This window comes from Mucilaginibacter flavidus, assembly GCF_024055575.1.
Taxonomy (GTDB): Bacteria; Bacteroidota; Bacteroidia; order Sphingobacteriales; family Sphingobacteriaceae; genus Mucilaginibacter; species Mucilaginibacter flavidus.
On sequence record NZ_JAMXOE010000003.1, the window covers coordinates 235,236 to 248,819 of the forward strand.

The 13,584-nt window shown below is 44.5% G+C and carries 10 protein-coding genes; 5 read left to right on the top strand and 5 right to left on the bottom strand.

What is annotated here, in order from left to right:
• Positions 1–28: 28 nt before the first annotated feature.
• Positions 29–637, bottom strand: a complete 609-nt coding sequence (locus NAF19_RS08910; RefSeq protein ID WP_252789649.1) for a GIN domain-containing protein — start codon at positions 635–637, stop codon at positions 29–31.
• Between the two features lie 301 nt (positions 638–938).
• On the opposite strand from NAF19_RS08910, the gene NAF19_RS08915 reads away from it, so the two are divergent.
• The 5 genes from NAF19_RS08915 to NAF19_RS08935 all read left to right on the top strand — a co-directional run bounded on the left by NAF19_RS08915 (position 939) and on the right by NAF19_RS08935 (position 7,110).
• Positions 939–2,444, top strand: coding sequence for a gluconokinase (locus tag NAF19_RS08915; RefSeq protein WP_252789651.1), 1,506 nt, complete (start codon positions 939–941; stop codon positions 2,442–2,444).
• 191 nt (positions 2,445–2,635) lie between these two features.
• The gene (locus NAF19_RS08920; protein WP_252789652.1) at positions 2,636–4,216 is read left to right on the top strand and encodes a glycerol-3-phosphate dehydrogenase/oxidase; all 1,581 of its coding nucleotides are present in this window, start codon (positions 2,636–2,638) and stop codon (positions 4,214–4,216) included.
• A gap of 115 nt (positions 4,217–4,331) precedes the next feature.
• On the top strand, positions 4,332–5,831 hold the full coding sequence (gene glpK, locus NAF19_RS08925; RefSeq protein ID WP_252789654.1) for a glycerol kinase GlpK: 1,500 nt from the start codon (positions 4,332–4,334) through the stop codon (positions 5,829–5,831).
• Positions 5,832–5,918: 87 nt separating this feature from the next.
• Positions 5,919–6,647: an MIP/aquaporin family protein gene (locus NAF19_RS08930; RefSeq protein ID WP_252789656.1), complete on the top strand. Its 729-nt coding sequence runs from the start codon at positions 5,919–5,921 to the stop codon at positions 6,645–6,647.
• A gap of 103 nt (positions 6,648–6,750) precedes the next feature.
• Positions 6,751–7,110: a VOC family protein gene (locus tag NAF19_RS08935; protein ID WP_252789658.1), complete on the top strand. Its 360-nt coding sequence runs from the start codon at positions 6,751–6,753 to the stop codon at positions 7,108–7,110.
• Positions 7,111–7,532: 422 nt separating this feature from the next.
• On the opposite strand, the gene NAF19_RS08940 is transcribed toward NAF19_RS08935, so the two are convergent.
• The 4 genes from NAF19_RS08940 to NAF19_RS08955 form a co-directional block, all read right to left on the bottom strand.
• Entirely contained in the window at positions 7,533–8,699 is a 1,167-nt protein-coding gene (locus NAF19_RS08940) for a glycosyltransferase family 2 protein (protein WP_252789660.1), read from the bottom strand.
• Positions 8,696–9,613: a glycosyltransferase family 2 protein gene (locus NAF19_RS08945; RefSeq protein WP_252789661.1), complete on the bottom strand. Its 918-nt coding sequence runs from the start codon at positions 9,611–9,613 to the stop codon at positions 8,696–8,698. Before NAF19_RS08945 ends, NAF19_RS08940 begins: the two co-directional genes overlap by 4 nt.
• Positions 9,614–9,628: 15 nt before the next feature.
• Positions 9,629–12,283, bottom strand: a complete 2,655-nt coding sequence (locus tag NAF19_RS08950; protein WP_252789663.1) for a non-ribosomal peptide synthetase — start codon at positions 12,281–12,283, stop codon at positions 9,629–9,631.
• Positions 12,284–12,380: 97 nt separating this feature from the next.
• Positions 12,381–13,565 carry a glycosyltransferase family 2 protein gene (locus tag NAF19_RS08955; RefSeq protein ID WP_252789664.1) on the bottom strand — a complete coding sequence of 395 codons (1,185 nt, stop codon included), beginning with the start codon at positions 13,563–13,565 and terminating at the stop codon, positions 12,381–12,383.
• Positions 13,566–13,584 lie beyond the last annotated feature (19 nt).

The window sequence follows — 13,584 nt, forward strand, 5'->3', positions numbered from 1 at the left end:
AATATATGCTTGTTATTTTATTTGAGGATTAAAGGTCGGCTAAATCAAATCCTTTAGCTGTTACCTGGCTTTGTGCTTGTTTTTTTGAAGTGTGGCAAGCTACCAGGTTTTTGTGATCAACATTTTCGTCGCGGTCGCAGCTTAAAGCGTATTCATTTACGTTACCGCTAAGGCTGGCTTTAGCGTCGTCGTTTACAGTTAAACTGGCGCTAAAGGCATCGATGTTTAATTTGGCAGATGCATGGTTGTGTAAATCAACGTCAAACTCAATTTTTGAAATATCACCGAATGATTTTACTTCTGAATTATCATAAGCTGATATGGCGCGCAAATCGTTTGCGGTAACCCACACTACCAATTTATCGGTGCTGTATGAAGCGATTCTCAATACACCGTTTTTGCTTTGTACCAAAGCACTTTGGCTGTAATATTTGTTGTAAACTTTTACCTGGTCGGCAGCGCCGTCTGATATGTAAAGCTGAACGTTACCGCGTACTTCAATTTTGTTGATGGCGCTAACGTCGGTTAAAACTGTATAGCTGTTATCTGTATTTTTTACAGTGGCTGCTGAAGCTGAATTTGTTACTCCAAAACCTAAAACTAAGGCTGCGAAGATGGTTATGATTTGAGTTTTCATGATATGTTTTATTTTGATTGTCAAGTAATTATATTTTCTAATTTCTGAATACACCAATAAGACGAACCCAAATAAAGTTCGTTACAGCAAACAGGCCCCTATTAGGTATAGAGGTGGTTTTACTCGGTAAACCGGGAAAAATGGTCGGTGAAAAAGGCCGGAAAAAAGTTCATGGTTGATGGTTCATAGTTCATGGCCGCTGCAATTGGCGCAGAGCGTCTTTTCTTGATTCCTGGATCTTGACTCTTGGTTCTCTTCTTTGCCATGAACCATCAGATATCAACCATGAACTTTTCCTATCTTGCCGCAACAATTTGCAGCTATGGAATATGTTTTAGGAGTAGATATTGGCACGGGCAGCGTAAAGGCTGTGGCTGTAGATTTGCAATGCCGGTCGTTTGCCGATAACCAGTTATATTATTCATACAACGCGCCTAAGCCCGGTTACCATGAGCAGGATCCGGAACTAATATGGGAAGCCTTTAAAACCTGCATCGAGGGTATTGTTGCCAAAATTGGTCACGCACCTTTGGCTGTAAGCCTCAGCAGCGCCATGCACAGTTTAATTGCTGTTGATGCAGAGGGCAGTGCCTTGGCCCCAATGATCACCTGGGCCGACAGCCGCAGCGCCGGTATTGCCAAACAATTACGACAAACCGATAGGGGAATGGCTATTTATAAAGCAACCGGCACACCGCTGCATGCCATGTCGCCGCTTTGCAAAATCATTTGGATAAGGGAAAATGACCCCGCACTATTTAATAAAACGTATAAGTTTATATCGATAAAGGAATACATCTGGCATAAGCTGTTTAACGAGTTTGAGCTGGATGAATCGAATGCATCATGCACCGGGTTATTTGATATTGAGAAGTTTGTGTGGTATAAAGATGCGCTAAACTTGGCAGGGATTACTCCCCAATTATTATCAAAAACTGTTGCTACCGATTTTGTAAGAAATTACACAGGCGAAGGTAATGCTGGGGTAAATTCGTTAAAACTAAACACTCCATTTATTATCGGAGCCAGCGACGGCTGCCTGGCTAACCTGGGCAGTATGGCTGATAAACCGGGTGTGGCTGCCATTACCATTGGGACCAGCGGCGCTGTAAGGGTTGCCAGCAATAAACCGTTGCGAAATGCTGCGGCCATGACTTTTAGCTATATCCTTAACCGCGACACATATATCTGCGGTGGCCCAATAAATAATGGCGGGATAGCCCTGCAATGGTGGCTGAAAACAAATAACCCAAACCCAACCGACGCCGATTACGACCATTTTTTTAATCAAATAGCCGCCATTCCCGTCGGTAGCAACGGCTTGTTGTTTTTACCATACCTAACAGGCGAACGCGCCCCAATATGGGACAGCGAAAGCTGCGGCACATTTTTCAATGTAAAGCTGCAGCATATCCAGGCCCATTTTTCGCGCGCAGTGCTGGAAGGCATTTGCTATGCGCTTAAAGATGTTTTGGATGCCGTACAGCAAAACGCGGAACCAATCACGCAAATTAACGTCAGTGGCGGCATAGTAAAATCAAACCTGTGGATCCAAACCCTGGCCGATATTACCGGCAAAAAACTGGTCGTAGTACAAAGTGACGATGCCTCTGCAATTGGAGCCGGCTTTATGGCTTTGAAAAGCATTGGGACGATTGAGGAATATCCGACCTCAAACTATGGGGATTTGAAGGTGTTTGAACCGGATGCGGGGAATGGTGCCGTTTATGCAAATGATTTTGTTATTTATAAGCAGTTGTATGCGGATTTGAAGGGGACGATGCATAAGGTCGCAGGGATTTTGTAGGAGACGCGATGCTTCGCGTCTCTCGCTGACAGGTTGTATAACTGCTAACGAATGTTACTTTTAATTTCCGTTAACCTAACGTTATCATTTCAACTTTACCATCATCCCGCCCAAATAATGCAAATCTTATTTTTAGATTTGAAAGGATGGTCTTATGCATATAGGTAATCCATCCAAACCAATTTTAAATAATGGTTAACACCGAACGTGAAAAATTAGTTGAAGCTATAGGTAATCCCGATGAAATATGGGATATAATAGTTGTTGGCGGTGGCGCTACCGGGCTGGGTACCGCGCTTGATGCCGCGTCGCGCGGGTATAAAACCTTGTTGCTTGAACAGTCCGATTTTGCCAAAGGAACGTCAAGCCGCAGCACAAAACTGGTTCACGGTGGCGTTAGGTACCTGGCACAGGGAGATATCGGGTTAGTGCGTGAAGCCTTGTACGAACGTGGATTGCTATTAAAAAACGCTGCACACCTGGTGAAAAACGAGTCATTTATCATCCCCAATTACAACTGGTGGAGCGGGCCGTTTTATACCATAGGGCTAACCATTTACGACCTGCTGGCAGGCAAGCTAAGCTTCGGACGGTCAAAACACATTTCAAAAAAAGAAACAATCCGCAGGCTCCCCGGTATTCAGCAGAAAAATTTATACGGCGGCGTGGTGTATCACGATGGGCAGTTTGATGATTCGCGCCTTGCAATAAACCTTGCCCAAACCTCTCTCGAACAGGGGGCAACGGTTTTAAACTATTTCCAGGTTACTGGTTTACATAAAGAAAATGGGAAAATAGCAGGCGTTGTTGCCAGCGATATGGAGACGGGTAAGGTTTATAACCTGAAAAGTAAAGCTGTAATTAACGCAACAGGTGTTTTTGTTGACGATTTGCTTCAGAAAGACGAACCGCATAAAAAACCACTTGTAAAGTCGAGTCAGGGCATTCACATTGTGGTCGACAAATCATTTATGCCGGGCGATGATGCCGTGATGATACCCAAAACCGATGACGGACGGGTGCTTTTTGTAGTACCCTGGCATGGCAAACTTTTGATAGGCACTACCGATACCCCACTTGATAAGCACAGCCTGGAGCCGGTGGCTTTAGAAGAGGAAATAGGCTTTGTAATGCGCAATGTGGGCGAATATTTAACCCGTGTGCCAGGAAGAGGGGACGTCCGCAGCATATTCGCCGGCCTGCGCCCGCTGGCTGCTCCGCAGGAAGGCTCAGCTAAAACTAAAGAAATTTCGCGTAGCCATAAACTCATCGTATCCGGCTCGGGCTTAATCACCATAACAGGCGGTAAATGGACAACGTACCGGAGGATGGCACAGGATACAGTTGACAAAGCTATTGAAACGGCCGGCTTAAGTCCCCGCGCCAGTGTAACAACAAACCTGCCTATACACGGCAACAAAAACGACGTCGACCGTAATGACCATCTGTATGTTTACGGAACAGACAGAGATGCAGTCCTTCATCTCATTAATGAAAATGCTGAATGGGGAAAGCCCTTACACCCGGCGCTGGAATATACACAGGCAGAAGTGATTTGGGCAGTACGGCACGAAATGGCACGTACGGTAGAAGACGTACTTGCCCGCAGAGTAAGGGCGCTTTTCCTTGATGCACGTGTAGCCATTGAGATGGCACCAATAGTTGCGCAGTTAATGGCAGGTGAGTTGAAGCAGAACGATGACTGGGTAAAAAAACAGGTTGCCGCATTTAATGACGTATCCCGGAACTATTTATTAATTCCTTTTGGTTGATTAATGATAGTTCGTACTTAATTTGTAATTTCCCCCAACCAATTACCAACCTTCATGAAAATAGCTCAGGGCACTTTCTGCCATGAACTATGAACCATGAAATATGAACCACACGATGAACCAAGACTATATTTTGGCTTTAGACCAGGGCACCACCAGCTCGCGGGCTATAATTTTTGACCACGACGGGCAGATACGCTCCGTTGCACAGAAAGAATTTACCCAGATATTTCCACAGCCCGGTTGGGTTGAGCACGACCCCAATGAAATATGGTCCACCCAGGCCGGAGTAGCCGCTGAGGCTACGACGAAAATGGGCATCAATGGCAAAAATATTAAAGCCATTGGTATCACCAATCAACGGGAAACTACCATAGTCTGGAACCGCGAAACCGGGTTACCGGTTTACAATGCCATAGTTTGGCAGGACAGGCGGACGTCCGAATATTGCGACAAACTGAAAAACGAAGGTCTAACCGATATTATCCGCTCCAAAACAGGGTTGATAATCGACTCCTATTTTTCAGCGTCAAAAATAAACTGGATTTTAAACAACGTTGATGGCGCTAAAGAACTGGCTGAACAGGGCAAGCTTGCCTTCGGCACGGTTGATACCTGGCTGGTATGGAAATTCACCCGTGGCAGGGTACACGTTACCGATGTAACCAACGCCAGCCGCACCATGTTGTACAATATCCGTACCGAGCAGTGGGATGGCGATTTGTTAAAGATATTCGGCGTACCAGCCAACATGCTGCCCGAAGTAAAACAATCCAGTGAAATTTACGGCGAAACCGACACCACTATATTCGCTTCAAAAGTTCCCATCGCCGGTATAGCAGGCGACCAGCAGGCGGCCTTATTCGGGCAGATGTGCATTGATAAAGGCATGGTCAAAAATACCTATGGTACCGGCTGTTTTATGCTAATGAACATTGGCGGCGAGTTTATCGAATCGAAAAATAATCTGCTCACCACTATCGCCTGGAAAATAAACGGGCAAATTCAATACGCATTCGAAGGCAGCATATTTATCGGCGGCGCTGTAGTACAATGGCTGCGCGACGGCCTGGGCATTATCAAAACCTCGGCAGACGTTGAGCAGCTTGCTTTAAGCGTAACCGATACCGGCGGCGTGTATTTTGTCCCCGCATTTGCGGGGCTGGGTGCACCATACTGGGATGCGGATGCTCGTGGCACCATTGTGGGCCTTACCCGCGGTACAACAGCGGCCCATATTGCCCGTGCTGCAACAGAGGCAATTGCCTACCAAACTGTGGACGTTTTAAAGGCGATGGAAGCCGACGCAGGCCTGCCGATAAAAGAACTAAGGGTTGATGGCGGTGCAACGGCCAATAACCTGTTAATGCAGTTCCAGGCCGATCTACTGGGTTGTAAAGTAATCAGGCCCCGCATAGTTGAAACTACGGCATTGGGTGCAGCCTACCTGGCTGGTTTGGCTGTGGGTTATTGGAATAACGTAGAAGAGATTCAGCAGCAATGGCAAACTGAACGCGACTTTGTGCCGGTTGAAAATACAGCCGCAGTGCAGCAGGCAATGGCAGGGTGGAAGCGGGCTGTAGCGGCTACGCAAAGCTGGTCCGCAAATTTGTAGACGCGATGCTTCGGGTCTCCCGCTTATAAGCAACCACCACACAGTTTAAAATATTAACAGCAAGAAATTACCTCAAACCCAAACAATATGTCACCATTTCTAGCCGAACTGATCGGCACCATGTTACTTATATTATTAGGCGACGGCGTTGTTGCCAATGTGCTATTAAACGATACTAAAGGCAATAACAGCGGCTGGATGGTAATAACCACCGCCTGGGGCCTTGCCGTTTTTGTAGGTGTAGTGGTTGCCGGTCCGTATAGCGGCGCACATTTAAACCCTGCGGTTACAATAGGTTTGGCTGTAGCCGGCAAATTTGCCTGGGCAAAAGTGGGTTCATATATCGTAGCGCAAATGCTGGGTGCGTTTTTAGGCGCATTTTTGGTGTGGGTGATGTATTACGACCATTTCAAGAAGACCAACAACCCCGGATTCATTCTCGCAATATTTTGTACCGGGCCCGCTATCCGTAATTATGTTTCCAATATCGCCAGCGAAATTATAGGTGCCTTTGTATTGATATTTGTTGTCTTTTACATAGCCGATGGCCAGATCATTCCAAGTAAAACGCCCTTAGGTCTTGGTTCGGTAGGAGCATTGCCGGTGGCATTTTTGGTTTGGGTAATTGGTCTTGCGCTTGGCGGTACAACAGGTTACGCTATAAATCCCGCCCGCGATTTAGGCCCACGAATTGTCCACTTTCTTCTCCCCATAAAAAACAAAGGCACCAGCGATTGGCAATACGCATGGATACCTATAGTTGGGCCGATTGCGGGTGCTGTTATTGCTGCAGAACTGTTTTTGCAGTTAAAATAGTCTTGGGATTAATTTTTATCTTGACTCTTGTTTCTTGGCTCTTGATTCTGCCCGGCAAAAACCTTAATTATGTATTTATGCTGAATTAATATAATTTAGCGATATGAAGCTCACAGCATTACGCCCTGTTATTTATTCCAAACAGGTAAAATTTACCGTCGAATTTTATATCGAAATACTTGGCTTTACCTGCAACGGGGTTACGGAGGACTGGACCTGGGCCAGTTTGTCGCGCGATGAGGTGGAGATAATGGTGTCTTATCCCAACGCCCATGTTCCGTTTGATAAACCAACCTTTACTGGTTCTATTTATATCACTGTAGATAATGTTGACGAATTATGGGAGCAACTGAAAGTAGTCACCCATAATTGCTACGGGCTGGAGACGTTTGATTACGGCATGCGGGAGTTTGCCATTTATGATAACAATGGATATTTGATACAATTCGGGCAGCCCGTCTAAATCTTTTGGCAGGGTTGCGTTGGTGTAAATGCTTGACAAGCGTTCCATTTTCGCACTCAAAAAGCAAAGGAACTAGGTGAAACCTAGCTTTATATTGAGACCAATACTTTGTTAAAACCGGCCATAAGCCTATATCATAAGCTTGGTTTTAAAAAAATAGCCGGTCCGCCATCACCGTACGAGCGGAGTAACATACAAATGGAAATGATCTTATAAGTGGTTACTTCGACGATCGTCATTGGAGGAACGATCCGCCAGCTGGCGAACTGCACATGCAAATCAAAAGAGAATGAATTAACGGGTGACCTAAAAGCGGCGTTTAGGTCACCACATTATTAAGGTTCATGAATGTCCTGCGTAAAGATAGCTTTCCCGAATAAGTCGGGATAGGCTATTCCTCGCCATCACGGTCTACTTTGTCTTTATTGCTTCCTCTGCGCTTTTTCCCAAACTGCGCTTTGCTTCTTGGTAAAGTAGCGGATAATCCCCATCAGCACAGCAAAATTCATCACGCAAAAATAGTAGGGTACAAACAAGGCTTTGATGCGAATTTGCCGTTTCTCCATAATAAAGCCGAGAAAGGCCAGGAAGTAAAACAAAATTTGAGCTACAAATATGCTGTTGTATAAAAAAGTGCGGGGCAAAAACGCATTCAGCACAAATATTAGTATCAGCAGGAAGGGGGTAACCGTCCACCTCAATACACGATGGCTGACATACTGAAAGGACAGCACCGGGAACTTAAAGGGATTAAACAATTGTGGCAGTCGTAATATAGATTGTATGCCGCCTGCCGCAATCCTTATTTTACGTTTCAGTTCTTCCGAAACATTTTCCGATGCGTTTTCTATCGCATAAGCCTCGGGTTCGTAAACTATACGGTAACCTTTGGCAGCTATTAACATCGATATCATAAAGTCATCCAGTACGGTATCTGCAGGCACGTCCTGGTAAAGCGATTTGCGTACACTGAACAACTCGCCCGCAGCACCCACCACCGAGTAAAGTTCCGAATCCCATTTTTTTAATGCCGATTCATACTTCCAATAAAAGCCCTCGCCGGCGGCACTGGCATCTGCGTTTTCATCCATTTGTACCCGCTTTTCGCCGGCAACGCAGCCCACGGTTTTATCGGCATAATGCCTGCAAATATTAATGATGGCATCGGCGTTTAAAAATGTATTGGCGTCGGTAAAAACAGCAATTTCAGTTGTTACATACTCCATGGCGCGATGCACAGCAGCAATTTTGCCTGCGCGCTGTGGCTGGTGCAAAAGCTGTACCTGCGGATATTTTGAAATAATATCAGGTGTCTTATCCGACGAACCATCAGTGACAAACAGCAGTTTTAGTTTTCCTTGGGGATAGTTAAGCTTTAAACAGTTGGTGATTTTATCCTCCATGTAGCTTTCCTCGTTGTAAGCGGCAACCACCAGGGTGCAATCGGGCAGCGTGTCATTATCAGCAAGGGGGATTATGCGCCTGCCTTTTAAAGCCCGCTTTATCTTGATTAAAAAATAAAGGAAAATACCATACCCGGCAAAGGTGTAAAAAACAATAAAAAAACTGAGCCAGAAGATGATGATCATGATATGGTTTTAATGGGATAGCCCAGGTTTTTACTGTTTTTGCCATGAGTGAAATTCCACCACGTGGCCCTTAGCAGCATTGATATAAAATTAAAGTTTTTATCTTTTATATACGATAAAATATTACGCGGTACTACCAACAAAACAAAGTAAGGATAAAAAATAAGTTTGCTAACAAAAGGGGCATTGCGCCTGATGAACAGTATACGGTTGCGGTTCATAAAGTATTCTTTCAGCTTGCTTTTTTTGCCAACAGAAATCGATTCTTTGTGGTAAATAAGGGCCTCAGTACAAACCCAAGCTTCGTATCCTGCCCGCTTAATGTGCTCGCACCAGTCAACCTCTTCATAATATAAAAAGAAGTTCTCGCTCATCAGGCCAGCCTTTTCGATAGCTTCTTTGCGTATCATCATAGCGGCGCCGTGGCAGTAGGCCGTAGGGGCGGTGATGTTATTATATTGGCCAGTATCCTTTTCGCGCAGGCCTATACAGCTATTTCGGCAGGTATAATAGTTCATTTGGGTATAACCGGCGTATTGAATTAAACCCTTATCGCTGTAATATTTTATCATGGGCGATAGCATACCGACTTCCGGCTTTGAATCCATTACCGCAACCAATTTCTCAACTAATCCACCAGTAAACTCGGTATCGTTATTAACCAAAAAAAGGTAATCGCCTGTAGCTTCTTTTATACCCAGGTTATTACCCCCGGCAAAACCCAGGTTTTCTTCCGACCGGATAAATTTCACATGCGCATAGTTAGCCTGCCAATTATTTATAGAAATAACTTTGCTGCCATTATCAACCACTATAATCTCAAGGTTCCCGTAAGTAGCAGGAATTGATTGCAACAGTTCTTCAGTAACCTTTGGCTGGTTAAAATTTACAGTAATAATAGAGACTTTCTTCATCCTGGTTTAACAGAATTATTCTTTAGAGGCCCTGTCCAGGCATTTTTGAAGCACAACTGCAAATTCTTTATCATTTGGCGGGGCAAATATGGTGTTGTGTTCGCCGGGTATATCATGTACGTTTACACCTTTAAGGGCAAATTTCTTCCACCCCATAAATTCATAATCATCCATATAAAAGGTGCGTTTTTTAGCCCTGAAGAGGTCCAAGGTAATCTCCAGTGGTTTCTGAAAATAATTGCGTTTTGCCTTCGCGCTAGCCTCATCAATCTCATTGTCATAGGCAAAAAAACCTTTCTGATTTTCGGTATTGCCTGTTATCTTCCACCACGCGCGTATGATGCGGCGGCGTATCAGTTCGCTTTTGTATTTGAATATGCCTTTAGGGTCCTCGGCCATCAACGCAAAGCTGTTAAACAGCTTCATAAACCCAAGGCGTACTCGGTTAAAGGCGCGTTTTACCGGCGGGTCAAATATGTCAGTCTGCTTGGCATAAGTATCAAACACAGCCAGCAGCTTCACTTCTTTACCCATGGCTAAAAGCTGGTGTGCCATCTCGTAAGCTATGGTGCCGCCCAGGGAATATCCCGCAAGCGCATACGGTCCGGTCGGGTTTTGGGCGATAATTTCAGCAATATAATTCGCCGCAATTTCTTCCATCACATCCAACGGTTCATCAATACCATTCAAGCCGCGGGCCTGTAAGCCAAACACCGGCTGGTCATCGTCCATGTTCATCGCCAATGCATTAAACAACAATACATTTAAGCCTGCACCATGCACAATATACAAGGGCATTTTTGTGCCTTTAGGTTTTATATGTACCAGCGAGTCCCAAGTAATGGATTTGGAATCGATGTTCAGCATCAGCGACAGTTTCTCGATGGTTGAATGCTCAAACAACGTGGCAAGCGGCAAGCGCTTACCTGTAAGCTTTTCAATCCGCGCCATTATCTGTAAAGCCACTAATGAACGTCCCCCAAGCTCGAAAAAGTTATCGTAAATGCTTATTTTCTCAAGCCCCATCAACTCCTGCCAAATCTCAGCAACCTGGCTTTCAATTTCAGTGCGTGGTGCAACGTATTCGCCGAGCCGGGCAATAGTGTTGTAGTCTGGTTTAGGCAGTGCTTTCCGGTCTATCTTGCCGTTTGGCGTAATAGGGATGGCCGTCATCACCACAAAATCATCGGGCACCATATATTCGGGCAGCACGGCCAGTAAAGCCTGCTGCCAGTTGTGGATTTTTGTTTTTAAATCTATCTCGCTACCTTCTTCTTCCAATACCACGTAACCCACCAAACGCGGGTCGCCGGGTGTATCTTCGCGGGCTATAACAACTGCTTGTTTTATATCTGCCTCTTTAACAAGGGCGTGTTCAATTTCTTCCAGTTCGATTCGGTATCCGCGCACCTTTACCTGGTGGTCCATACGGCCAAGGCAAACAATATCACCATTTTCCTTATATCGTCCCAAATCGCCGGTCCGGTACATTTTATCGCCTGGCTTGCCCGAAAAAGGATTATCAATAAACCTTTCGGCTGTAAGTTCGGGGCGGTTTAAATAACCAGCAGCAACGCCATCGCCGCCAATGATAATTTCGCCTATCGAGCCATCTGTAAGGCTGTTTAGATTTTCGTCGACAATGTACACCTGCGTATTGTCGATAGGCCTACCTATGGTTATCTCTTCGCTGCTTTCAATAAGTTTTATGGTACTCCAAATGGTGGTTTCGGTAGGGCCGTACATATTCCACAGCTGACTCGTGCGTACGGTTAGCTTTCCAACCAAATCTTTTGGCAACGCCTCGCCACCGCAAAGAATTTTTAGCGGCAGTAGTTTTTCCCAGCCGGCTTCCAGCATCATGCGCCAGGTATAAGGCGTAGCCTGCATAAAGGTTATGCCGTCGTTTTTTACCATGTCAAACAAAATGCGGCCATCTTTTGCAGTATCCGAGTTTGTCAGGGTTATTTCGGCGCCGCAAATAAGCGGCAGGTAAAGCTCAAGACCGGCAATATCAAATGATATAGTAGTAACGGTTAGTATTTTGTCAGAGGCAGTCATTCCCGGCTCTTTTTGCATGCTGAGCAAAAAATTCACCAGGTTAAAGTGTCTTATCTGTACGCCTTTTGGTTTACCCGTCGAACCTGATGTGTAAAGCACATAGGCCAGGTCATCCCCGGTTATTTCAACGGGTGGCTCATCGCCGGTATAACTTCCGAATTTTTCAAGCGCATCTTCAATCAATATCTCTGAAGCGGTTGAAGCAAAATGATTATGATATTTTTTTGAGGTGATTAATATTTTAGCTGATGAGTCGTCAAGCATAAATTCAACCCTGTCTTTTGGATATTCAGGATCGAGGGGGATATAAGCCGCGCCCGATTTTAAAATAGCTAATAGCGAGATAATCATCTCCGGAGAGCGGTCAAGGGCCAGGCCAATAATATCGCCGGATTTTATTCCATTATCGATAAGTATTTTGGCCAGTTTGTTTGAGCTTTCGTAAACCTCTTTATAAGTAAGGTTACGGCCATGGAACTTAATGGCAACCTTATTTTCATATTTTTTAGCGCACGCATTAACAAAATGCGGCAGCGCTTTTTCCCGGGGGAATTCTGCAACGGTATCGTTATAGCTGTTCGTATTTTCTAAATGTACAGGGGCACTCATTTCTTAAAATAATAGCTGGTTTAATTTATAACCAATATTTCTGCTTAAATATAGAATTTTACTTTAAAAGTAACCAGAATATTACAATCAGAAATACTTATTTATCGCTGTGTGTATGTGGGGTGTGTATAAATTTCTTATTCGCACCCTTTAATTTAAATAATAACAGCAGCATCGTAAAAAATATTACTGGTATGCGTATTAATGCACCAAAAAAATCCTTGTTGTAAAAGCTGACCGGTATTGCTATTAAAATGCCTGTATAGCAGCAAATAGTTGCAATAAGCCAAAGGTGCCAGTCGGGCCCGATACCGGGCAGTAGAAATGATACCAGCAGCATAAAAGGCATCAACCCAAGCATTAACACACGCGGTAAAATAGATAACTGGTACACTTCGTTCAAATAATCAAATTTGCCTTTAAACAACGCCGAAAATGCGGTACTGCCATATTTTTTAAGCAGGTTAAACTGGGCTGAAAGCCACCGACGTCTTTGCTTTTTAAATACCTCCTTGTTGCTTACCTTCTCGTCGTAAATCAATGCTTTATCAGCATAAGCAACACCAATTCTATCATTTGTTAGCAACAGGCCCATTTCCTTATCAAAGCCGCCTACCGCATCAATGCGCATCATCACACCGGTAAACGTTTTATAGTCCAAAGCCATGCCAGAACCTATAATTGCTGCAGAAAGATTGAAAACCCGTTGAGATTTCCGGAAAATGTGGTTGTTTACCTCTTCGCTAATGGCATCAAGCACTGCTACAGAGGTGTTTGTGTTTTTAGCAACACGGTGCCCCTGTATAACTTTTTCCCCACTTTGCAGGTAATTGTTTATCTGGTACAGAAAATCGGGAGCCGCAACGTTGTCTATATCAAACACAATTGCCGCGTCAAAACCGGCTTCGGTATTCTCAATGGCTCTATGCAATGCCTTTGATTTGGTGCTGCTTTCAAATACAACCTCCAGCACCTGCAGGGGCATTTGTTTTAGTTTGGCAATAGTAGCCGGCTGTAGCGAATCGGCTATTACGCAGATATGGAATTTATCTTTCGGATAATCAAGCGTAACCGCATTGGCGGCTGAGTTTAATATGATCTCATCTTCTTTGTACGAACAGATGTAGATAACAAACTTTGCAAGCGTATCACTTTTTGCCGGTACTTTTACCGGTACCAGTTTTCCAGCCACCGAAAAAATAAACAAGTACAGGCTGTAAATGCCCAGGTATACAAAAAGCACACTTGTAATAATTGCTGCTATAAGCCTAATGATTTCCATATGTTATGCTTTATACGCA